Source organism: Sandaracinus amylolyticus (assembly GCF_021631985.1).
Taxonomy (GTDB): domain Bacteria; phylum Myxococcota_A; class Polyangia; order Polyangiales; family Sandaracinaceae; genus Sandaracinus; species Sandaracinus amylolyticus_A.
The window spans coordinates 2,549,192-2,572,307 of sequence record NZ_CP070225.1 but is presented as its reverse complement, the minus strand read 5'-3'; the positions used below and the strand labels follow the sequence as shown (position 1 = coordinate 2,572,307).

The 23,116-nt window shown below is 69.7% G+C and carries 17 protein-coding genes; 9 read left to right on the top strand and 8 right to left on the bottom strand.

All coding sequences use genetic code 11. From position 1 onward, the window contains the following. Nucleotides 1–3: 3 nt before the first annotated feature. The 4 genes from rfbD to rfbB are packed head-to-tail and all read right to left on the bottom strand — an operon-like array spanning nt 4 to nt 3,336. The gene (gene rfbD, locus I5071_RS10590) at nt 4–834 is read right to left on the bottom strand and encodes a dTDP-4-dehydrorhamnose reductase (RefSeq protein WP_236605306.1); all 831 of its coding nucleotides are present in this window, start codon (nt 832–834) and stop codon (nt 4–6) included. Continuing rightward, nucleotides 831–1,388: a dTDP-4-dehydrorhamnose 3,5-epimerase gene (gene rfbC / locus I5071_RS10585; protein ID WP_236605305.1), complete on the bottom strand. Its 558-nt coding sequence runs from the start codon at nt 1,386–1,388 to the stop codon at nt 831–833. Before rfbC ends, rfbD begins: the two co-directional genes overlap by 4 nt. After that, nucleotides 1,385–2,272, bottom strand: coding sequence for a glucose-1-phosphate thymidylyltransferase RfbA (rfbA, locus tag I5071_RS10580; RefSeq protein WP_236605304.1), 888 nt, complete (start codon nt 2,270–2,272; stop codon nt 1,385–1,387). The genes rfbC and rfbA overlap by 4 nt, the downstream gene beginning before the upstream one ends. A 2-nt stretch (nt 2,273–2,274) precedes the next feature. Continuing rightward, the gene (rfbB, locus tag I5071_RS10575) at nt 2,275–3,336 is read right to left on the bottom strand and encodes a dTDP-glucose 4,6-dehydratase (protein WP_236605303.1); all 1,062 of its coding nucleotides are present in this window, start codon (nt 3,334–3,336) and stop codon (nt 2,275–2,277) included. A gap of 120 nt (nt 3,337–3,456) precedes the next feature. On the opposite strand from rfbB, the gene I5071_RS10570 reads away from it, so the two are divergent. From I5071_RS10570 to I5071_RS10550, 5 genes are all read left to right on the top strand, one after another. Beyond that, complete coding sequence (locus I5071_RS10570; RefSeq protein WP_236605302.1) at nt 3,457–4,611, top strand: hypothetical protein; 1,155 nt, start codon at nt 3,457–3,459, stop codon at nt 4,609–4,611. 59 nt (nt 4,612–4,670) lie between these two features. Beyond that, complete coding sequence (locus I5071_RS10565) at nt 4,671–5,570, top strand: diiron oxygenase (protein WP_236605301.1); 900 nt, start codon at nt 4,671–4,673, stop codon at nt 5,568–5,570. A 217-nt stretch (nt 5,571–5,787) separates the two neighbouring features. Continuing rightward, nucleotides 5,788–6,048 (top strand): hypothetical protein, encoded by a 261-nt coding sequence (locus I5071_RS10560; RefSeq protein WP_236605300.1) that lies wholly within the window; start codon nt 5,788–5,790, stop codon nt 6,046–6,048. Nucleotides 6,049–6,123: 75 nt separating this feature from the next. Next, the gene (locus I5071_RS10555) at nt 6,124–7,743 is read left to right on the top strand and encodes an amino acid adenylation domain-containing protein (protein WP_236605299.1); all 1,620 of its coding nucleotides are present in this window, start codon (nt 6,124–6,126) and stop codon (nt 7,741–7,743) included. After that, complete coding sequence (locus tag I5071_RS10550; protein ID WP_236605298.1) at nt 7,740–8,624, top strand: polysaccharide deacetylase family protein; 885 nt, start codon at nt 7,740–7,742, stop codon at nt 8,622–8,624. The genes I5071_RS10555 and I5071_RS10550 overlap by 4 nt, the downstream gene beginning before the upstream one ends. A gap of 101 nt (nt 8,625–8,725) precedes the next feature. On the opposite strand, the gene I5071_RS10545 is transcribed toward I5071_RS10550, so the two are convergent. Next, entirely contained in the window at nt 8,726–9,379 is a 654-nt protein-coding gene (locus I5071_RS10545; protein ID WP_236605297.1) for a hypothetical protein, read from the bottom strand. A 115-nt stretch (nt 9,380–9,494) separates the two neighbouring features. Between I5071_RS10545 and I5071_RS10540 the strand changes: the two genes are divergently transcribed. Next, nucleotides 9,495–10,661 (top strand): MFS transporter, encoded by a 1,167-nt coding sequence (locus I5071_RS10540; protein ID WP_236605296.1) that lies wholly within the window; start codon nt 9,495–9,497, stop codon nt 10,659–10,661. A 110-nt stretch (nt 10,662–10,771) separates the two neighbouring features. Here the strand turns inward: I5071_RS10540 and I5071_RS10535 are convergent, their stop codons facing one another. The 3 genes from I5071_RS10535 to I5071_RS10525 are packed head-to-tail and all read right to left on the bottom strand — an operon-like array spanning nt 10,772 to nt 13,052. Next, nucleotides 10,772–12,043, bottom strand: coding sequence for a glycosyltransferase (locus tag I5071_RS10535; protein WP_236605295.1), 1,272 nt, complete (start codon nt 12,041–12,043; stop codon nt 10,772–10,774). Beyond that, nucleotides 12,040–12,600, bottom strand: a complete 561-nt coding sequence (locus I5071_RS10530; RefSeq protein ID WP_236605294.1) for a nucleotidyltransferase family protein — start codon at nt 12,598–12,600, stop codon at nt 12,040–12,042. Before I5071_RS10530 ends, I5071_RS10535 begins: the two co-directional genes overlap by 4 nt. Further along, entirely contained in the window at nt 12,597–13,052 is a 456-nt protein-coding gene (locus tag I5071_RS10525) for a (2Fe-2S)-binding protein (RefSeq protein ID WP_236605293.1), read from the bottom strand. Before I5071_RS10525 ends, I5071_RS10530 begins: the two co-directional genes overlap by 4 nt. A gap of 352 nt (nt 13,053–13,404) precedes the next feature. On the opposite strand from I5071_RS10525, the gene I5071_RS10520 reads away from it, so the two are divergent. The 3 genes from I5071_RS10520 (at nt 13,405) to I5071_RS10510 (ending at nt 23,113) form a co-directional block, all read left to right on the top strand. Beyond that, nucleotides 13,405–20,085 carry a type I polyketide synthase gene (locus tag I5071_RS10520; protein WP_236605292.1) on the top strand — a complete coding sequence of 2,227 codons (6,681 nt, stop codon included), beginning with the start codon at nt 13,405–13,407 and terminating at the stop codon, nt 20,083–20,085. 177 nt (nt 20,086–20,262) lie between these two features. Beyond that, nucleotides 20,263–21,285: a glycosyltransferase family 2 protein gene (locus I5071_RS10515; protein ID WP_236605291.1), complete on the top strand. Its 1,023-nt coding sequence runs from the start codon at nt 20,263–20,265 to the stop codon at nt 21,283–21,285. Between the two features lie 1,111 nt (nt 21,286–22,396). Continuing rightward, a complete protein-coding gene (locus I5071_RS10510; protein ID WP_236605290.1) occupies nt 22,397–23,113 on the top strand; it encodes a CoA transferase subunit A in 717 nt (238 codons plus the stop codon). Nucleotides 23,114–23,116 lie beyond the last annotated feature (3 nt).

Genomic DNA, 23,116 nt, shown 5'->3' with positions numbered 1-23,116 from the left:
AGACTACGGCTCGAGCCGCGCCATCACGCTCGCGAGGTTCTCGCGCCAGTCCGGCATCGCGCCGAGCACGCTCTCGGTCTCCGCGAGATCGAGCACGCTGTACGCGGGACGCTTCGCAGGGCGCGGGAACTCCGCGGTCGTGCACGGGTGCACCACGCAGCTCGACCCGCTGAGCCGCACGATCTCGCGCGCGAGTTCGAACCACGAGCACTCGCCGCCATCGGTCACGTGCCACGTGCCGCGCTTGCCGCGCTCCGAGAGCGCGAGCGTCGTGCGCGCGAGATGCTCCGCGCTCGTCGGCCGTCCGCGCTGATCGTCGACGACCTTGAGCTCGCTCTTGGTCTTCGCGAGCGACGCGATCGTGCGCACGAAGTTCTTCGCCCACGGCGCGTAGAGCCAGCTCGTGCGCACGTAGATGTGCTGCGCGCCGCTCGACCGCAGCAGCGTCTCGCCGAGCGCCTTGCTGCGCCCGTACGCGCCCTGCGGCGCGAGCGGCGCCGACACCGGGTACGGCTTCGTCGCGTTGCCGTCGAACACGTAGTCGGTGCCGAAGTGGATCAGCGTCGCGTCGATCTCGCGGCAGCGCTTCGCGAGCGCCTCCACGCCGTGCCCGTTGATCGCGTTCGCGAGCGCTTCGTTCGTCTCCGCGCCGTCGACGTCGGTGTACGCCGAGCAGTTGATCACGCGTGTGATCCCCGGCGCGAGGTGCGTCGCGATCGTCTCCGGCTTCGTGAGATCGATCTGCGGATACGACACGCCGGTGAAGCCCTCACCGAGCGCTTCCACGAACGCGCGCCCGAGCATCCCGTCGGGCGAGATGAGCAGCGTCGTCATCGGACGTACCTCGGCAGTCGCGCCTGATCGACGTCCTTCAGCCGCGGATGCGCGCGATCCTTCGGCGACACCACCGCTTCGATCACGGGCCACGGAATGCCGAGCTCGGGATCGTTCCAGAGCACCCCGACCTCGTCCTTCGGCGCGTAGTACTCGGTGCACTTGTAGGCGAACACCGCGCTCTCGCTCGTGACCGCGAAGCCGTGCGCGAAGCCCGGCGGGATCCAGAGCTGACGCTTGTTGTCCTCGCTCAGCTCCTCGGCGACCCACTTGCCGAACGTCGGCGAGCCCACGCGCACGTCGAGCGCGACGTCGAGCACCGCGCCCTGCACGACCCAGACGAGCTTGCCCTGCGCGTTCGGGCTCTGCAGGTGCAGCCCGCGCACGATGCCCTTCGCGCTCCTGGACATGTTGTCCTGCACGAAGGGCCCGCGGATGCCCGCTTCCTCGTACCGCTTCGCCGAGAACGTCTCGAGGAAGAACCCGCGCGAGTCGCCGAAGACCTGCGGCTCGATCAGCAGCACGCCCGGGAGCGTGGTCTGGGTGACCTTCATCGCGCGGGGCCGTCGGTGGCGATCGCGATCAGGTACTGGCCGTACTCGGTCTTCGCGAGCGGCGCGGCGAGCTTCTCGAGGTCGCTCGCCTTGATCCATCCCTTGCGGAACGCGACCTCCTCCGGGCACGCGACCTGGAGGCCCTGACGCTGCTGGATCGTCTGGATGAAGTTCGCAGCCTGCAGCAGCGACTCCGGCGTGCCGGTGTCGAGCCACGCCACGCCGCGCCCGAACTTCTCGAGGCGCAGGTTGCCCTGCTCGAGATAGACGCGATTGAGATCGGTGATCTCGAGCTCGCCGCGCTTGCTCGGCTTGAGGCTCGTCGCGAGGTCGACGACCTGCGCGTCGTAGAAGTAGAGGCCGGCGACCGCGTAGTGCGAGCGCGGGTTCTGCGGCTTCTCCTCGAGGCCGATCACCTTGCCCTCGGCGTCGAACTCCGCGACGCCGTACGCCTGCGGGTTCTTCACCCAGTAGCCGAAGACCGTCGCGCCCTGGTCGCGCTTCGCGCTGTCCTCGAGCAGGCCCTGCAGACCGTGGCCGTAGAAGATGTTGTCACCGAGCACCAGCGCGCAGGGCTGGCCGTCGATGAACTCCTTGCCGATGAGGAACGCCTGCGCGAGCCCTTCGGGCTTCGGCTGCACCGCGTAGCGGATCGACATGCCCCACTGCGCGCCGTCGCCCAGCAGGTTCTTGAAGAGCGCCTGCTCGTGCGGCGTGGTGATCACCAGCACGTCGCTGATCCCCGCCAACATCAGCGTGGTCAGCGGGTAGTAGATCATCGGCTTGTCGTAGATGGGCATCAGCTGCTTGCTGACCGACTTCGTCATCGGCCAGAGGCGCGTGCCCGATCCGCCCGCGAGGATGATCCCCTTCTGGATCGACATCTTCAGCGTCCCCCGTAGTTCGCGTCCATCCACTTGCGGTACTCGCCGCTCTTCACGGCCTCGACCCAAGCGCGGTTGTCGAGATACCAGCGCACCGTCTTGCGCATGCCGGTCTCGAAGGTCTCCTTCGGCGTCCAGCCGCACTCACGACGGATCTTCGTCGCGTCGATCGCGTAGCGGAGGTCGTGGCCCGGACGATCGGTCACGTACGTCTTGAGCCCGAGCAGCTCGTCGACCTTCGTGCCCGTCTCCTGCGCGACGATCGCGCAGAGCGTGTCGACGACCTCGATGTTCTTCTTCTCCGAGTTGCCGCCGACGTTGTAGGTCTCGCCGACCACGCCGCGCTCGATCACCGCCCAGATCGCCTCGCAGTGATCGTCGACGTAGAGCCAGTCACGCACGTTGAGGCCCTTGCCGTAGATCGGCAGCGGCTTCCGCTCGAGCATGTGCTGGATCATCAGCGGGATGAGCTTCTCGGGGAACTGCCGCGGACCGTAGTTGTTCGAGCAGTTCGTGATCTTCACGGGCATCCCGTAGGTGCGCGAATAGGCACGCACGAGATGATCGCTCGACGCCTTGCTCGCGGAGTACGGGCTCGAGGGGTCGTAGCGCGTCTCCTCGGTGAAGAGGCCCTCGTCACCGAGCGAGCCGTAGACCTCGTCGGTCGAGACGTGGTGGAAGAGGCCCTGCTTCTTCGCGCCTTCCTTGGTGTTGCCCCACGCCTTGCGGCACGCCTCGAGGAGGTTGAACGTCCCCTCGATGTTCGTCTTCACGAAGTCGCGAGGGCCGAGGATGCTGCGATCGACGTGGCTCTCCGCCGCGAAGTGGATGACGAGGTCGGGCGTCTCCTTCGCGAAGAGGCGATCGACCGCGTCCCAGTCGGCGATGTCGACGCGCTCGAGCGCGTAGTTCGCCGCGCCGGACACCGCCTCGAGCGACTGCAGGTTCGCCGCGTACGTCAGCTTGTCGACGCAGACGAAACGGTGCGCTGGGTAGCGCGGCACCATCAGGTTCAGGAAGTTCGAGCCGATGAAACCCGCGCCGCCGGTCACGAGGACGTTCATTCGCGATCTCTTGCCCCTTCGCGCCGCAGCATAGACTCCTCGACTGGACTTGCCACCTGGGGAAGATCTCTTCACCGCTTTGCGAATGTGCGCGCGCGCCCGCATACTCGCGCGCCCTCGATGTCGATCGCGATCGTGCCTCATGCCGAGCGATGGAAGGACGCCGTCGAGGCGTTCAACCGTCGCATGCGCCTCGGTGGCTCCCGCTGGGGCTGGTACGTCGAGCCAGTCCCCGCGTGGATCGCGAAGCGTCGCGACGACCAGCGCGTCTGGATGGAGTACTGGCTCGCGGTCGAGGGCAACGATCAGGTGCGCGGTGGCTACGGCCTGAAGCCGCAGGAGTGGCGCGTCCGCGGTCGCTCCCTCGTGATCACCGACTGGCAGGGACCGGTCAGCGAGGGCGCGATCAGCCGGAAATTCAACTCGCTCGGCCTGCGCCTCGTGCGCGACATGCTCAAGAAGAGGCCTCTCCTCTACTCGTGGGGCCACGGCAGCGACGAGGAGCCGATCGTGCAGATGCTGCGTCGCATGGGGTGGCTCATGCACCCGACGCCATTCGCGCTGCACGTGGTCGACGCGTATCGCTTCCTGCGCCTCAATCGCCAGCTGCGCGGCACGCCGGAGCGACGTCTCTTCCTCGACGGTCTCGCGTTCACGGGGATCGGCAACGCCGCGCTCTCCGCGCTGCAGTGGGCGTCGTCGCGCCGCGCGGCGCCGATCGGTCGTCCGCGTCGCAAGCCGAAGGTCGAGGTGACCGAGGTCGACTCGTTCGGGCCCTGGGCCGACGAGCTCTGGCATCGCGTGAAGGACGAGTACGCCGCGCTCGCGGTGCGCGACGCGGAGACGCTCAACCTGCTGATGCCGCCCGGCTGGACCTCGCCCGAGTGGTCGCCGCACACGCGTCTCCGCGTGGATCGCGGCGGGCACACGATCGGTTGGGTCGCGGTGAGCGCGCGACAGATGCGTGACGATCCGCGCTTCGGCGCGCTCCACGTCGGCACGCTCGTCGACTACTTCGCGCATCCCGACGACGCCGGCGACGTGGTCGCCGCGGGCCTCGATCACCTGAAGGCGCGTGGCGTGGACATCGTCATCGCCAACCAGTCGCACCCGACGTGGCTGCGCGCGTTCGAGGAGCAGGGCTTCGTGCTGATCCCGCATCGCCGCCTCTTCGCGGGCTCACCCCCGCTGCGCGAGGCGCTGGCGCCGTTCGAGGAGACCCGCAACGGGCTGTTCCTGACCAACATGGACGGTCACGGCCCCATGGGCTTGTAGCGCGCCGCCTCATCGAGGAATCTTTTCACGACGCTCGTACGATCCCAGGAGCATCGACAATGCAGACGACGACCACGCTTCCCCAGTCCTCGATGCTCGCGGAGCAGCTGACGAAGGCCTCGCGCAAGCAGTTCTGGGACGTGTACTCGTACTTCCAGTGGCCCGAGTCGCTGCCCGACGACGCTTGGTACATGAGCCCCGAGCTCATCTCCGTGTACGGCACCGAGCTCTGGGAGCGCATGACCGAGGCGCAGCAGAAGAAGCTGAGCCTCTACGAGATCGGCAACTTCTTCTCGCTGACGCTCCAGGGCGAGCGCCCGCTCGTCGCGGGCATGAGCGACCTTCTCTACTCGTCGAAGATGACGCCGCAGGCGACCGAGTACCTGCATCACTTCATCGACGAAGAGAACAAGCACATGATCATGTTCGGCATCTTCTGCCACCGGTACCTGGGCAAGGTGTATCCGGAGAAGAAGATCGCCCTTCCCCGCGAGTACGCGAAGGGCGAGGCCGAGGTCACCTTCTTCTGCAAGGTGATGGTCGTCGAGGAATTGGGCGACTACTACAACGTCGTGATGCAGCGGGACAAGCGCATCCACCCGCTGATCCAGGAGATCAACTTCGTCCATCACCGCGACGAAGCACGGCACCTCGGGTTCGGTCGCGAGTTCGCGAAGGAGATGTGGGAGAAGCACTCTCCGTCGTGGCCGCCGGAGGTGCTGACGCGCTTCCGCAGCTGGCTCGCGCAGTACCTCAAGAGCTCGTGGGCCGACTTCTACAACCCGTCCATGTACCGCGACGCCGGCATCACGCGGGACAGCGGGCTCGGTGATCCCTACGAGGTGCGGCAGATGGCGCTCGCCCACGCGAAGTGCCTCGAGCACCGCGAGAAGGCGAGCAAGAAGCTCGTCACGTACTTCCTGCGCAACGGGATGCTGACCGAGGCCCCCGGCCTCTGAGGCCAGCTGGAGGGCTCGACTGCGCGGGGCCCGCACGGAGCGTGCGGAGCACGCGAACGGGAGGACCCGAGCGGGCGAGCCGATTTTGGACCCTCGGACCGAGCATCATTTTGCGCGCCTGAACGGGGACCAGACTGTTAGGCTGTCTGGCGTCCCCGACACCCGATGGGGCGCTGACGCGACCCTTTTGCGGGGCGATATCTCCCGGACGACGACGATGGACGAAGCGACGATCCGCAAGAACCTCAAGCGTTGGATCCTCGACCACTCGAAGGTGGCGGTGCGCGGGGATCTGCAGGACGACACTCCGATCCTGGAGCAGGGAATCCTGAGCTCGCTCGACATCGTGGAGTTCGTTCTCTACATCGAGTCGCTGCGCGGCGAGGAAGTCGACACCGACGCGATCGAGCCCGAGGTGTTCACCAGCGTCGAGACGCTGTGGAAGGGCTTCTTCGAGCCGCTGCGGAAGACGGCCTGAGCGTCGCGCGACAGCCCTCGTCGCCTGCGGGCGAGGGTCTTGCGACGCGGGCGTGGAACTGCCATTTAGCGGTCCATGCACGAACGAGCGCGCACGCTGCGCACCGGGTTCCTCGCGTCGGCGGAGCGATATCCCGATCGCCCCGCGCTGACGGTCGACGGACAGCCGATCACGTACCGCGAGCTGCGTGATCGGGCGGCGCGCATCGCAGCGACGCTCGAGCGCGCGGTGCGTGATCACGGCGTGCGCGAAGACTACGCGCTGACCGCGATCTACGGGCACCGTCACGTCTCGACCTTCGCGGGGATCCTCGGCGCGCTGCTGCGCGGTCACGGCTACGTGCCGCTCAACCCGGTGTTCCCGCCGGACCGCACGCGCGCGATGCTCGATCGCTCGCAGGTGCGCTGTCTGATCGTCGACGGGCACGCGCGCGCGACGCTCGGCGAGGTGCTGCACGGCATCGAGCGCGAGCTCGTGATCCTGATGCCCGATGCGAGCGAGGACGAGGTCGCCGCGGAGCGCGTGAAGTACCCGACGCATCGTGTGCTCGGAGCACACGATCTCGCGCCGGCGAGTGATTGGGCGCCTCGCGAGGTCGACGAGAACGGCATCGCGTACCTGCTCTTCACGTCGGGCTCGACCGGCGTGCCGAAGGGCGTGATGGTCGCGCACCGCAACGTCGTCGCGTTCCTCGACTCGATGATCGAGCGCTACCAGCCGACGCCCGAGGATCGCTTCTCGCACACGTTCGATCTGACGTTCGATCTCTCGGTGTTCGACCTCTTCATGGCGTGGTGGTCGGGCGCGTGCGTGTGCTGCCCGACGGCCCAGCAGAAGGCGTTCCCGGGCAAGTACGCGACGAGCAGCGACATCACGATCTGGTTCAGCGTGCCGTCGACCGCGGTGCTCATGAACAAGCTCCGCATGCTCAAGGAAGGCACCTATCCGAAGATGCGCTACGCGCTCTTCTGCGGAGAGGCGCTGCCCGTCGAGGTCACGCAGCAGTTCGCGAAGGCGGCACCGAGCGCGGTGCTCGAGAACCTCTACGGGCCGACCGAGCTGACCATCGCGTGCACGCTGTATCGCTGGGACGTGGAGACGTCGCCGCGCGAGAGCGAGCTCGGCGTGGTGCCCATCGGCGATGCCTATCCGGGCATGGAGATCAAGGTCGTCGACGAGGAGCTGCGCGAGGTGCCGCCCGGTGAGACCGGCGAGCTCCTGATGACGGGATCGCAGCTCACGCTCGGATACTTCCGCGACGAGGAGCGCACCGCGAAGGCCTTCGTGGTCCCGCCCGGCGAGACGCGCGTCTTCTATCGCACCGGTGATCGTGTGCGGAAGCCGAAGGACGGCCTGCCGATGGTCTACCTCGGGCGCGTCGACAACCAGATCAAGATCCAGGGCTATCGCGTCGAGCTCGGAGAGATCGAGGCCGTGCTGCGCGACGTCGCGCAGTGTGATGTCGCGATCGCGATCGGATGGCCGAAGAGCGCGAGCGGCGCCGATGGCGTCGTCGGGTTCGTCGGCCTCGATCACGGCGATGCCGACGCGATCCGCGCCGCCGCGAACGAGCGACTGCCTCCGTACATGCAGCCGCGCGAGATCCGATTCGTGCGCGAGTGGCCGCTCAACGCGAACGGCAAGGTGGACCGCAAGGTGCTCACGAGCTGGCTGGCGGAGGGAAAGACGGCATGAGCGATCTGCGCTGGTACGTGAAGAAGGCGGCGCGCGGCGGCGTGGCGCTGGGCGCGTGGGGCTCGGGCGTGGTGCGGGCCGAGCGCATGGTCTCGCCGGGGCCGCGGGTGCGCGCGCTGACGTACCACCGCTTCGGTCGCGAGGAGAAAGAGCCGTTCTGCGTCGCGCCGGAGGAGTTCGAGCTCCAGATGGCGTGGCTCGCGAGCGAGGGGCTCGCGGTGTCGCAGGAGGACGTGATCGAGTTCGTGCGCGGGCGGCGTGCGCTGCCCGACGGCGCAGTGCTCGTGACGATCGACGACGGGTGCATCAGCACGCTCGAGATCGCGCTGCCGATCATGCAGAAGCACCGCATCCCCGGCGTCGCGTTCATCAGCACGGATCTGGTGGGCGCGGGCTACCTCGGGCTGCCCGAGCGCTACATGACGTGGGACGAGATCCGCTCGTGCGCGAAGGCGGGCATGACGATCGGGAGCCACTCGCACGCGCACAAGTCGCTCGGGCAGATGTCGATCGGCGATGCGCGCGCGCAGATCCGAAAGAGCAAGGAGATCCTCGAGCGCGAGCTCGGACAGAGCGTGAAGTCGTTCGCGTATCCGTTCGGCACGCACGGCGACTTCAGCGACGAGACCGATCGCGCGCTGCGCGAGGCGGGCTTCGACATCGCGTTCAACTCGCAGCACGGGGCGATTCGCCCGGCGCCGGGGCGCGAGGACGCGCTGGTGTCGCTGCCGCGCGTGAAGGTCGAAGGCGGCGAGGCGCTGTGGATGTTCCGGTTGCTCGCGCTGGGCGCGATGGATCCCTGGCGGGTGGTGGATCGCAATTTGTGGCGGCTGCAGCGGGTTCGTAAGGAGATCTCGACTTCGGAGGCGGCTGCGGAGTGATCTCCGCGCGGGGCGAGGCTTCGGTGTGGGGCACGGGGCGATTGCGTCCTGCCGCTCAGGTGATCTCGAGCCCGCGATGCGCGTCGCGCGATGAACGGTGATCACGCGCCCGCTTGGCGGAGGGCGTCGTTGGGGCGGTCCCAGAACTTCGCGCCCGGCGACGACGTGCCTTCGGCGAGCTCGCGCTGCACGAGGCGATCGATGGCGCGCGCGACCTGCGCGGAGCGCGCGGGGTCCCCGCTGAGGTGCGCGGCGATCGCCACGCACTCGCCGACCAGGCCCTTCTGCTTCGCGATCGAGTCGCCGCCGAGGAAGCGGGGCTGCGTGATCGCGTGCTCGAAGAGCGTTCCGTCGAAGTACTTGAACAGCTTCGCGTCGGGGCGCTCGTGCGCGTGGAAGCACTCGCTCTCGGGCACCGGGAACAGCAGCGTCCACGGCTCGCCCGGGTTGCCGCGCGACGCAGCGCGGAGAGCGTCGGCGAGCGCGCGTCGCTCGTTCTCGAGGCCCTGGTTGTACTCGAAGAGATCGTGGGCGCGCAGGAGCAGATAGCGCAGCAGGTCGCGCTCGCCGAACGTCCCCGAGAGCCCGATGCGACGCCCCGGCACGTCGTAGAACACCGTCCACGTGCCGAGCGCGTTGCCCTTCGCGAGCTCGGCCTCGCGCGCGGCGCGCTTCGCGCTCGCGTCCGCCGCGACGAGGAGCCCACCGACGAGCGCGACGATCACCACCACGGCACCGAGGATCCACCAGAGCATCGAGCACCTCCGCGCGTGACTCCTACGCCTGCGCTCTGGCGGTCGCCCCCGGCGATCCGCGTGCGTTCGCGCAGATCGTCGCCTCGAGGCGGCGCGTGCTACCCCTTCGCGCCCCATGCGCCACGTCCCTGCGCGCCTCTCGGCGTACTACGTCGCGCACTTCACCTGCACGGGGATCCACCTCCCGTTCTGGGCGCTCTGGCTCGCGTCGCGCGACGTGCCCGCGGACGGGATCGGCGTGCTGATCGGGCTCGGATACTGGGTGTCGATCGCGAGCTCGCCGCTGGCCGGGCGCATCTCGGATCGGGTGGGCGCGGCGAGGCCTCCGATGGCGGTGCTCGCGGTGATCGCGACGCTGGGGTTCGTCGCGTTCTCGTTCGCGTGGGGCGTGCCGGCGCTCGCGGTGCTCGGGGTGATCACGTTCGGCGCGCACGCGGCGTTGCTGCCGCTCGCGGAGAGCATCACGCAGGCGCACGCAGCGGCCGGGAACGCCCGCTACGGGCGGGTGCGGCTCTGGGGCTCGCTCGCGTTCATCGTGGCGTCCGCCGGCGCAGGGTGGCTCGTGGAGGGCGTCGGCGTCGAGGTCGTGCCCTGGCTCATGGCGGGCGGGACGCTCGCGTGCCTCGTCGCGTCGCAGCAGATGCCGAAGCGCGCGGACGCGCGCGTGCCGGTCGCGAGCGACGAGGGCGAGCCTGCGAAGCCGCGCGCGGTCGCGTGGGGCGCGCTCGTCGCGGGCATGGTGCTCGCGGGCGCGATCCAGGCGACGCACGCGGTGTACTACGGGTTCGGGAGCCTGCGCTGGAGCGCGCTCGGGCTCGACGAGACGACGATCGGGGCGCTGTGGGCGGAGGGTGTGGTCGCGGAGATCGTGCTCTTCGCGCTCGCTCCGCCCATCGTCGCGCGGGTGGGGCCCGCGCCCATGTGGATCGCAGGAGCGCTCGCCGCCGCGCTGCGCTGGGTCCTGCTCGCGCACGCGAGCGACGTGGCGTGGATCGCCGTCGCGCAGCTGCTGCACGCGCTCTCGTTCGGCGCGACGCACCTCGGCGCGATGGACTTCGTGCGGCGCGCGCTGCCGATCACGAAGCTCGGCACCGGCCAAGGGATGTACACGGCGATCCTCGGGCTCGTGTACGGCCTCGCGACGCCGGCAGCGGGCGCGCTCTACGAGCGGATGCACGGCGACGCGTACCTGGTCGCAGCAGTCGTCGCGGGCATCGGCGCGGTCGTGGCGATCGCGGCGGGCCCCGCGATCGTGCGTGCGGCGAGCGCGCGAGAGGGGTGAGCGATGGAGATCCGCCACGACAACCTCGAGGCGATCGCGTTCTACGAGCGCCTCGGGTTCACCGACGATCGTGTGGTGAGCTACGGCAAGCGGCTCGTGCGCGACGACGTCTAGCCCACGACGTTCGCGGGCACGACGCGCTCGCCCGAGCCCTCTTCGCGCGCGACTCCGTCGTCCTCGAGCGAGCCACCTTCGATCAGCGTCTTGAGTCGCTGCGCGCTGACGCGGATGTCGTGCATCGCGAGCACGCGACGGCGCCCCTCGTGGCCCATCGCGTTCAGCTTCGTGATCGGCGCCGCGAGGCACTCGCGCAGCGCGGTCTCGAGCTGCTCGACGCTGCCCGCGGCGCACAGCCATCCGCACTCGCCCGGCGCGACCAGCTCGGGGATGCCCGCGACGTACGTGCTGATCACCGGACGCCCGAGCGCGAGCGCCTCCATGATCACCACCGGCAGGCCCTCGGCGAAGCTCGGCAGCACCATCGCGCGACCCCCCTCGACCTCGCGGCGCACCACGTCGCCGCTCGCCCAGCCGGTGAAGCGCACGTTCTTCTCGATGCCGTGGCGCGCGACCGCGGCCTTGATCTCCTCCTCGAGCTCGCCACCGCCGACCAGCACGAGCTCGATCGGCGTGCCCGACTTCGCGACGCGCGCGACCGCTTCGACCAAGAGCGCCTGGCCCTTCTGCTCGTGCAGTCGACCGACGCACACCACGCGCGGCACGTCGGGCACCGGCGTCGGCTCCTTCGCGAGGAAGCTCGCGTCGAGCCCGCAGCGCACGACGTGCACCTTGCTCCACTCGGTCGACGGAACGCGACGCCACAGCTGGCTCCGACCGAAGCTCGAGATCGCGGCGACGAAGCGCGACGCGCGGATCTTCTCGCCGAGCTTGATGGTCTCGGGCTTGTCGAACTCCTCGGGGCCGTGGACGGTGAACGAGAACGGAGGGCCGCCGAGCTCGTGCGCGAGCATCGCCACGGTCGCGGAGTTCGTGCCGAAGTGTGCGTGCACGTGCTGCACGCCGTGCTTCTCGAGCTGCTCGACGAGCACGCACGCCTCGGCGAGATACGCGCCGTGATAGAGCACGCCGCGATCGCTGTTCAGGCCGAGCTCGGTGGCGCGCTTCGCCGCCTTCGCGAGCTGCGCCGGGCGGGTGAGCGACCAGCGCGCGAGCGCCTCTGCGAGGCCGCGCGCACCGTGCTCGAGCAGCACGTGGGTCTTCTCGAGCTCCTTCTGGTCCTCGGGATCCTTCAGGCCCGCGGGGTGGCGCCGGACGCTGAACCGCACGACCTCGACGCCGAGCTGCTCGAGCGCCTGGATCTCGCGGCGCACGAAGGTGTGGCTGATCGCGGGGTACTGGTTGATGAGATAGGCGATCTTCATCCGACGGAGCTCCGTGAATCCAGGTCGTCGAGCACGCCGGGGTCGTCGACCTCGACGTCGAGCGCGGGGACCATCCCGAGTAACACGTCGCGCGCGCTGCGATCGAGTGGGGCCTCGCGCAGGGCGCGAATCGCGGCACCGGCGACCGCGTAGGGATGGCCGCGACGACCCGCGAAGCGAGGCCGCGCGACCAGCGCGCCCGCATCGAGGGCGGCGATCAGCGCGCGCACCGTCGACGCGCGCACGCGCGGATGATCGATCAGCGAGACGACGACGCGCTCGGCATCGAGCGTCGCGAGCGCGACCTGCAGCGACGAGAGCATGCCGCGCTCGGGCGTGGGATTGCGCACCCATCGCGCGCCCTCGGGCAGCGCACGTGCGATGGGCGCGGCGTGCGGCTCGCCGAGCACGACCACGACGCGCTCGATGCCCGACTCGCGCTGCGCGCGCACGGCACGCGCGATCCACGTCTCGCCCTCGAGCGTGGCGAGCGCCTTGATGCGCCCCGCGCGCACGCTCCGCCCTGCGGCGAGCACGATGCCCGCGACCTCGCTCACGCGCCCTCCCCCGCCGCGCGCTTGATCGCACGACGGATGCGCGCGTACGTCCCGCAGCGGCAGAGGTGCCCGCGCATGGCCTCGTCGATCGCGGCGTCGTCGGGCTGCGGATGACGCGAGAGGAGCGCAGCCGCGCCCATGATCTGGCCCGACTGGCAGTACCCGCACTGCGGCACGTCCTCGGCGATCCACGCGCGTTGCACCGGATGCGATCGATCGCGAGAGAGCCCTTCGATCGTCGTCACAGCGCGCCCCGCGACCGCGGAGATCGGCGTCGCGCACGAGCGCACGGGCTCACCGTCGAGGTGCACCGTGCACGCGCCGCACTGCGCGATGCCGCAGCCGTACTTCGTGCCGGTCAGCGCCAGCACGTCGCGCAGCACCCAGAGGAGCGGCATGTCGTCCGGCGCGTCGACCTCGAGGTCCTCGCCGTTCACTCGCAGCCCCACCATTCGAGCCCATCGCATACGTTCCCCTCGCGTGGACCGCAAGCCAGCCCCATCCGACGCGAGCAAGCGCGATTCGTCGACGTTGCGAGCCCGTCACGGGGTGTCGATGAATCCTCGTGTGCGGGCGGTGCGCGCGGGGAGTCGCGCGATTCGGCAAGAGGTGATCGGAGGGTCGGGGGAACCGTGTCCGCGCGTGCTGCACTCACAGTGCAGGCGCACTCATTCGACCGATTGCGAAACGCAGCGGGGCGGGGCACCTTGGCGCTCGCCGCCTGAGGCGGGGGCCTCGCGCGTTCGCGGCGTTCAGTCCGCGAGCCTGCAAACAGTTTCGCGATTGACGGACGAGACCGAGACGATGTCGGACCAGACTTCCATCGAGGACCAGAACGTCGACGACGAGGGCGAGGTCGACGGCAACGCGATCGCGATCGTCGGCATGGCCACGCGCGTGCCCGGCGCGCGAAGCGTCGACGAGTACTGGCGGAACCTGAAGAACGGCGTCGAGTCGGTCCGTCGCTACACCGACGAAGAGCTGCTCGCGGCGGGCGAGTCGCCCGAGAACCTGCGCAAGAAGAACTACGTCCGCGCAGGCGCGCCGCTCGACGACATGGAGATGTTCGACGGCGAGTTCTTCGGGTTCAGCCCGAAGGAGTCGGCGATCATGGATCCCCAGCACCGCCAGTTCCTCGAGGCGGCCTGGGAGGCGATGGAGAACGCGGGCCATCCGCCCGAGAAGTTCGACGGTCCCGTCGGTGTGTGGAGCGGGTGCGGCCCCGGCTTCTACTTCGCGTTCAACCTCTGCACGAACCCCGAGCTCACGCGCGACGTGGGGCTCTTCCTGCTGCGCCACACCGGGAACGACAAGGACTTCCTCCCGACGCGCGTTTCGTATCTGCTGAACCTGCACGGGCCGAGCATGGCGGTGCAGACGGCGTGCTCGTCGTCGCTCACCGCGGTGCACCTCGCGGTGCAGTCGCTCCTCGCGCGCGAGGTCGACATGGCGCTCGCCGGTGGTGTCACCGTCGAGATGCCGCATCGCCGCGGCTACCTGTATCACGAGGGCGAGGTGCTCTCCCCCGACGGGCACTGCCACGCGTTCGATCACCGCGCGCAGGGCACCGTGTTCGGCAGCGGCACCGGCATCGTGGTGCTGCGTCGCCTCGATGATGCGCTCGCCGATGGCGATCACATCTACGCGATCATCAAGGGCACCGCGGTCAACAACGACGGCTCGACGAAGGTCAACTACCTCGCGCCGAGCGTCGACGGTCAGGCGCGCTGCATGGTCGAGGCGTACGGGCTGAGCGGCGTCTCGCCCGACACCATCGACTACATCGAGACCCACGGCACGGGCACGTATCTCGGTGACCCCATCGAGATCGCCGCGCTGACGCAGGCGTTCCGCAAGGAGACCAAGCGCGTCGGCTACTGCCGCATCGGCTCGGTGAAGTCGAACATCGGGCACCTCGACAACGCGGCCGGTGTCGCGAGCCTGATCAAGGCGTCGCTCGCGCTCTACCACCGGCAGATGCCGCCGAGCCTCAACTACGAGAAGCCGAACCCGACGATCGACTTCGCGACGAGCCCGTTCGTCGTGAACGATCGGCTCACCGAGTGGAAGCGCGGCGATCACCCGCGACGCGCGGCGGTCAACTCGCTCGGCGTCGGCGGCACGAACGCGCACGCGGTGCTCGAAGAAGCGCCGGAGCCGAAGGCGTCGAGCGACGCGAAGCGCCCGTGGCAGCTCCTCACGGTGAGCGGGCGCAACAACGCGGCGCTCGACGACAACGCGAAGCGTCTCGCTGCGTACCTCGAAGCGAACCCGCAGACGAAGCTCGCCGACATCGCGTGGACGCTGCACGTCGGGCGTCGCGAGTTCGACAAGCGTCGCGTCGTCGTCGCGCGCGATCACGCCGAGGCCGCGAAGCTGCTGCGCGAGAGCGACCCGCGCCGCGTGTTCGGCGACACGAAGGCGGACAAGCCGAGCATCGTGTTCCTGCTGCCCGGCGGCGGCGCGCAGTACGCGCGCATGGGCGCGGACCTCTACGACGCCGAGCCGGTGTTCAAGCAGCACGTCGATCGCGGGCTCGACCTGCTGAAGAGCAAGCACGGGATCGACCTGCGCCCGCTGCTCTTCTGCAAGCCCGACGAGCTCGAAGGCGCGAACGCCGAGCTCGAGGCGATGCCGCACCAGCTCCCGGCGATCTTCATCGTCGAATACGCGCTCGCGCAGCTGTGGAAGAGCTGGGGCGTCGAGCCCGCGGCGCTGCTCGGTCACTCGCTCGGCGAGAACACCGCGGCGTGCCTCGCGGGCGTGATGAGCTTCGAGGACTGCCTCGGCCTCGTCGCGCTGCGCGGCAAGCTCTTCGCGAAGGTGCCCGGCGGCGCGATGACGAGCGTCGCGCTGCGCCGCGAGGACCTCGAGCCGATCGTCGGCGGCGCGGTCGACATCGCGGTGATCAACGTGCCCGACGTGACCGTCGTGTCGGGCCCGCTCCCCGCGATCGAGGCGCTCGAGGCGCAGCTCACGGAGCGCGAGATCGAGCACAAGCGCCTCGCGATCCCGGTCGCAGCGCACTCGCGCATGCTCGAGCCGATCCTCGGCGAGTTCCGCGCGTACCTGAAGTCGATCAAGCTGAGCAAGCCGAAGACGCCGTTCCTCTCGAATCGCACCGGCACCTGGATCACCGACGCGCAGGCGATCGATCCCGAGTACTGGGTCGGGCATCTGCGGGGCTCGGTCGACTTCTCGAAGTGCCTCGCCACGCTGTTCGAGACGAAGGATCGCGTCGTCATCGAGGTCGGCCCCGGCCGCACCCTGAGCTCGCTCGCGAAGCAGCATCCGTCGGGCGGCGCGCAGACCCACGCGCTCGTCTCGCTGCGCCACAAGGACGAGGTCGTCGACGACGCGGCGTACTTCCTCACGCAGCTCGGCCGCGTGTGGGCCGCGGGCGGGACGTTCGACTGGGACCGCCTCTGGGCCGGCGAGACGCGCAAGCGCGTGCCGCTGCCGACCTACGCGTTCCAGCGCCAGTACTTCTTCATCCAGCCCGGCAAGGTGCAGGTCCTCGAGGAGGACGTGCGCGACCTGCCGAAGCTCGAGGACGTGAGCGAGTGGGGCTGGCGCCCGGTGTGGCGGCCCTCGCTGGTGCAGCCGCCGGAGTCGACGAAGCCGCAGACGTGGCTGGTCTTCATGGACTCGGCGGGCCTCGGCAAGCGCCTGCGCGAGCGGCTCGCGTCGCACGGCCACAACGTGATCTCGGTGTGGGAAGGCGATGCGTACGTGCGTCGCAGCGACACCGAGTACGCGATCGCGCCCGAGCGCGGCCGTGAGGGCTACGTCGCGCTGCTCCAGGATCTGATCAAGAGCGGGCACGCGCCGTCGCGCATCGCGCACCTGTGGATGGTCACCGCGGACGAGTCGTTCCGTCCCGGCTCGAGCTTCTTCCATCGCAACCAGGAGCGCGGCTTCTACTCGCTGCTCTTCCTCGGGCAGGCGATGCAGGAAGAGGCGCTCGCGACGCCGATCCACATCACGATGGTCGGCAACGGCCTCGCGCAAGTGGAGCACGAGGCCCTGCCCTACCCCGAGAAGTCGACGCTGCTCGGGCCGGTGAAGGTCATCCCGCGCGAGATGCCGGGCGTCACGTGCAGCGCGATCGATCTGCGCCTGCCCGAGACGAGCTCGAAGCTCTTCGGCGGCAACCTCTTCAACGCGCTCATCGATCCCTTCGCGGGCCGCAAGGCGGCGCAGGAGGAGCTCGAGGACCTCGCGAAGAAGCTCGAGGCCGAGGTGCTCGCGCCCGCGCGCAACGCGGTCGTCGCGCTGCGCGGCGCGGTGCGCTTCGAAGAGGCGCTCGAGCAGCAGAAGCTGCCGACGATCGAGCGCACGCTGCACGGGCGCGTGAAGGACGGCGCGGTGGTGATGATCACCGGCGGCCTCGGCGGGCTCGGCCTGCTCTTCGCGGAGCACCTCGCGTCGTCTCGCCGCGCGAAGCTGATCCTCGTCGGTCGCACCGAGCTGCCCGAGCGCGAGCAGTGGGACGCGCACCTGCGCGCGTTCGGCCCCGACGACAAGACGAGCCAGCGGATCCAGAAGGTGCGCGCCCTCGAGCGCATCGGCGCCGAGGTGATGGTCGCCGCGGCCGACGTGACGATCGAGAGCGAGATGCGCGACGTGGTGCGCCGCGCCGAGCAGAAGTTCGGTCGCATCGACGGCGTGCTGCACACCGCGGGCGTCGTGCGCGACGCGCTGATCTCGCAGAAGACCCAGGGCGAGTGCGAGGACGTCTTCACGCCGAAGATCCACGGCACGCTCGTCCTCGACCGCGTGCTCTCGGGCAAGCCGCTCGACTTCTTCGTGCTCTTCTCGTCGACGTCGAGCCTGATCGGCGCGGCGGGCCAGGTGGACTACGTCGCGGCGAACGCGTTCCTCAACGCGTTCGCGCAGAGCCGTCGCGAGCGCGGGCTGCCCGCGACCGCGATCGCGTGGGGCATCTGGAACGACGTGGGCATGGCCCACGAGGCGATGACCTCGAAGTCGCGCGGCTCGTCGATCGAGATCGTGGGCGAGGCGGGCCAGCCGATGCTCGACGCGGTCGCGCGCGAGGGCGGCGCCGGCCGGCGCGAGACGCTGATCGCGCGCTGGCACCACGCGACGTGCTGGTTCCTCGACGAGCACCGCACCGCCGCCGGTCACGCGCTGATCCCCGGCACCGGGTACCTCGAGCTCGCGCGCGAGGCGCTCGCGGCGCTCGGGGCTGCGCCGACGGGAGGCACGAGCGCGTTCGAGATCCAGGATCTCTTCTTCATCCGCCCGCTCGCGGTCGGCGAGGACGAGGCGAAGGAAGTGCGCGTGCGCCTCGAGCCGACGCAGGCCGGCTACGCAATGGAGGTGCGCAGCCGCATCGAGCTCGACGGCAAGGTCGGCTGGGAGCTGCACGCGCAGGCGAGCCTCTCGCTCGCGAAGCTCGGCGAGCCGCGCAAGGTGCCGGTCGAGTCGATCGAGGCGCGCTGTGATCTGCGCCGCCAGGCCGACATCGCGGGCATCAAGACGCCGCAGGAGCAGTTCCTCCGCTTCGGGCCGCGCTGGCGCGTCCTGCACGAGGTGCGCTGGGGACGCGGCGAGGCGATCGCCGACCTCGCGCTCGATCCGCGCTTCGAGGGCGAGGTGAGCGAGTACGGGCTGCACCCCGCGCTGCTCGATCTCGCGACCGGCTACGCGATGGATCTCATCCCGGGCTACGACGCGAAGACGCTCTGGGTCCCGCTCTCGTACGAGAGCGTGAAGGTCCACGCGCCGCTCACGTCGCGCATCCGGAGCTGGGTGCGCTACACGGGCGAGGCGAAGCCGGGCGTCGACCTCGCGAGCTTCGACGTGGTGCTCTGCGATCCCGCGGGCAACACGCTCGTCGAGGTGAAGGGCTTCTCGATCAAGCGCACCGCGGGCACCGGCGAGTTCGCGCTCGCGGCGCGTCCCTCGCCGAGCGAGGTCGAGCTCGAGAAGGGCGCGGATCGCGAGCTCTCGCCCGCCGAGCAGCAGCTCGCGCGCAACCTCGAGCGCGGCATCCTCCCCCACGAGGGCGCGGACGCGTTCGAGCGCGTGATGGAGGGCCTCTCGCAGCCGCGCGTCGTCGTCTCGTCGATGAACCTCGAGAAGCTCGTGAAGCAGGCCGACCTGGCTGCGACCGAGACCAAGGCGGAGAGCGGCGGCACCAAGTTCGCGCGGCCCAACCTCGACAACGAGTACGTCGAGGCGCGCGACGACATCGAGCGCACGCTCGTCGGCTACTTCCAGGATCTGCTCGGCGTCGAGATGGTCGGCGTGCGCGACAGCTTCTTCGATCTCGGCGGGCACTCGCTGATCGCGGTGCGCCTCTTCGCGAAGATCAAGAAGACGTTCAGCGTCGACTTCCCGATCTCGGTGCTCTTCGAGGCGCCGTCGATCGAGCGCATCTCGGATCGCATCCGCGAGCGCGTCGCGCCGAGCACGCCCGAGGCGAGCACCACGACGCCCGGCGGCGTCGCCGCGCCGCGCGAGGAGAAGCCCAAGACGCGCTACACGCACCTCGTCGCGATGCACCCCGGTGGGCGCGACGAGGACAAGACCAAGACGCCGTTCTTCATCGTCGCCGGCATGTTCGGCAACGTGCTGAACCTGCGCCACCTCGCGCATCTCATCGGCACCGATCGCCGCTTCTACGGCCTGCAGGCGCTCGGCCTCTACGGCGACAGCAAGCCGCACGAGACGTTCGAGGAGATGGCCCACGCGTACCTCACCGAGATGCGCACGGTGCAGCCGCACGGGCCGTACATGATCGGCGGCTTCTCGGGCGGCGGCATCACCGCGTACGAGATGGCGCACCAGCTCCGCAAGGCGGGCGAAGAGGTCTCGCTGCTGCTCCTGCTCGACACGCCGCTGCCGCTGCGCGCGCCGCTCTCGGCGAAGGATCGCGCGGCGATCAAGCTGGTCGAGCTCAAGCAGAAGGGCCCGGCCTACGTCGCGGAGTGGGCGCAGCGCCGGCTCGAGTGGGAGGCCTCGAAGCTTCGCAAGCGCTTCGAGGAGCCCGAGGGCGACACGCGCTCCGACGAGTTCCGCAGCGAGCTCATCGGACAGGCGTTCCGCGACGCGCTGCCGCGCTACGTGATGCGGCAGTACACCGGGAAGGTCACGCTCTTCCGCCCGGCGCCGCAGCCGCAGTGGGTGCTCGGCGAGGGCGTGCTGATCGACAAGGACCGGCACTACATCCTCGCGGACAACGGGTGGACGCCGTGGGTCTCGCAGCTCGAGATCCACGAGGTGCCGGGCGATCACGACTCGATGGTGCTCGAGCCGAACGTGCGCGTGCTGGCGCGACGTCTGCGCAAGTGCATCGAGGCGGTCGAGCGCACGCCGCGCCTCACGAGCGGTCGCGCCAACGGCGAGACGCACCGCGACGACGCATCGGGCACGCGCCCGAGCCCCGCACGCATCGCGATGCGCGAGGCGCTCGAGGAGACGTCGATCGCGGACGCCGCGGCGGGCGCGGAGGAGTGAGTCGCGTGATCCGGGCACCTGGTGGCGCGCGCCGCGAGCTCGGTGCTCAGCGGCGCCCGAGGCCGAGCACGGACCGGAGCGTACTCGGGTACGTGAGGACCGCGCGCAGGCCGAGGGCGACGATCAGCGCCGAGATCGCGGTGCGTCCGTTCGTCGGTCTCAGCGTGGAGTGATCGCGTGAAGCTGCTCGTCGTTCTGCTCAACTACCGCACTCCCGACATGACGCTGAAGGCGCTGAAGAGCGCCTATCACGCGCTCGAGAACATCCCCGACGCGCGCATCGACATCGTCGACAACGACTCGCAGGACGGCAGCTACGAGAAGCTCGTCGCTGGCGTGCGCGAGGGCCGGTACGCGCCGGAGCGCGTCCGGGTGCTCGCGAGCGATCGCAACGGCGGATTCGGCGCGGGCAACAACTACGCGATCCGTCGCGCGCTCGAGAGCGGAGATCCGCCGGAGCTCGTGTACATCCTGAACTCCGACGCGTTCCCCGCGCCGGACGCGATCGAGGTGCTGGTCGACTTCCTCGAGGCGCGCCCCGAGGTCGGCATCGTCGGGAGCTTCATCCACGGGACCGACGGAGTGCCGCACCACACGGCGTTCCGCTTCCCGAGCCTGTGGAGCGAGCTCGAGAGCGGCCTCGCGCTGGGCGTGGTGTCGAAGCTGCTCGACGAGCATCGCGTCGCGATCGAGCCGATCCCGAGCCAGACCCGCGAGGTCGATTGGCTCGCGGGCGCGAGCATGATGATGCGCGCCGAGGTGCTGCGCCGGATCGGGCTCTTCGACGAGACGTTCTTCCTCTACTTCGAGGAGACGGACCTGTGCCGCCGCGCGAAGCTCGCGGGCTGGCCCACGTGGTACGTCGTCGAGAGCAAGGTCGCGCACGTCGGCAGCGCGTCGACGGGCATGAAGGAATGGCGTCGCGTCCCGACGTACTGGTTCGACTCGCGCAAGCACTACTTCACGAAGAACCACGGCGAGGCGTACCGCCGCGCGGCCGACGTCGTGTTCGCGGCGACGCACGGCGTCTACAAGGTGCGGGCGCGGATCCAGAACAAGAAGGACCCGAACCCGTTCGGGTTCTTCCGCGACTTCCTGCGATACAACTTCGGCCTGCCGGTCCCCGTGAAGCCGGCGCCGGAGAAGCCCGCGACGCCGAAGACGACGGGCTCGACCGGCGCGGACGACGAAGCAGCCTGAAGGTCGCCCGGCGCGCCGCGGGACCTTCCGGCGCGCCAGCGCGGCGTGGAATGCCGCACCGGACCGTCCGGCGCGCCAGCGCACCGCGGAAATGCCGCGCCGTACCGTCCGGCGCACCAGCGCGCCGCGGAAATGCCGCGCCGTACCGTCCGGCGCACCAGCGCGCCGCGGAAATGCCGCGCCGTACCTTCCGGCGCCCCAGCGCGGCGTGGAAATGCCGCGCCGTACCGTCCGGCGCACCAGCGCGGCGTGGAAATGCCGCGCCGTACCGTCCGGCGCACCAGCGCGCCGCGGAAATGCCGCGCCGAACCTTCCGGCGCACCAGCGAGCGCGTCGCGCGCATTGGCGCACGAAGCTCCGTGCGCCAATGCGCGGCCGGCAACGCCCGACGGCACCTTCCCGTACCCCTCGGCCTCGCGGGCAATGCCCCGGGGCACCTCCCGTACGCCTCTGCCTCGCGGGCAATGGCCCACGGCACCTTCCAGTACCCCTCTGCCTCGCGGGCAATCGCCCGCGGAAACGTTCCCGTACCCCTCTGCCTCGCGGGCAACAGCCCGCGGAACGTTCCCGTACCCCCTGCCTCGCGGGCAATGGCCCACGGCACCTTCCAGTACCCCTTCGGCATCGCCGGCAACGCCGCGCACCTTGCCGTCCGCGGCCGATGCCGCACTCGGCACGCTCGCGCGAAGCGCGGCGCCGACCCATTCGGCACGCTCGCGCGAAGCGCGGCGCCGATCATTCGGCACGCTCGCGCGAAGCGCGGCGCCGATCCCGGAACGTGCGATCCCGCTCCGCGGGATCGCGCGTTCCGCCAGCCCACCCAAAGCCCAGACCGCTGCGTCTCGCCCATGCATGCCGACGCCGTGCAGCAGGGCGCGTGGCATCGCTCCCGAGCGATCCCGCAGCGAGGGCCGCACGACGCCCCACCGAGCGTGCACGGTCCGCGACGCACGCTTCGCGTGCGACGCGGACACTCCGCTTCCCGACGTCTCACCGGTTCGTGATCGGCAGCTCGCGAGGACTAGCGAGGGAGCGATGCCACGCGCCCGCACCGAAGCGCTCCCGTTCGCGTTGCCACCCCGACGCGAGGTCTGATACGACCCAGCCCCGTATGGACAAGGTCTACGAGAGCGCCCTCGCCGCGGTGCGCGACATCCCCGACGGCGCGACCCTCGCCGCCGGTGGCTTCGGTCTCTGCGGCATCCCCGAGCTCTGCATCGCGGCCCTGCGCGAGCGCGGCGTGAAGAACCTGACCTTCGTCTCGAACAACTGCGGCGTCGACGACTTCGGCCTCGGGATCCTGCTGCAGAACAAGCAGATCAAGAAGATGGTCTCGAGCTACGTCGGCGAGAACAAGGAGTTCGAGCGCCAGTACCTCAGCGGCGAGCTCGAGGTCGAGCTCACGCCGCAGGGCACGCTCGCCGAGCGCCTTCGCGCGGGCGGTGCGGGCATCCCCGCGTTCTACACGCCGACCGGCTACGGCACGACCGTCGCCGACGGCAAGGAGACGCGCGAGTTCGACGGCAAGCACTACGTGCTCGAGCGCGGCATCGTCGCCGACTTCGCGATCGTGAAGGCGTGGAAGGCCGACCGCTACGGCAACCTCGTGTACCGCCTCGCCGCGAAGAACTTCAACCCGCTCGCCGCGATGGCGGGTCGCATCACCATCGCCGAGGTCGAGGAGATCGTCGAGGTCGGCGCGCTCGCGCCGCACGAGATCGACACCCCCGGCGTCTACGTGCACCGCGTCGTCGCGGGCAAGCACGAGAAGCGCATCGAGCGCCGTACCGTGCAGCCCAAGAGCGGCACGCAGAAGAAGGGAGCGTGATCC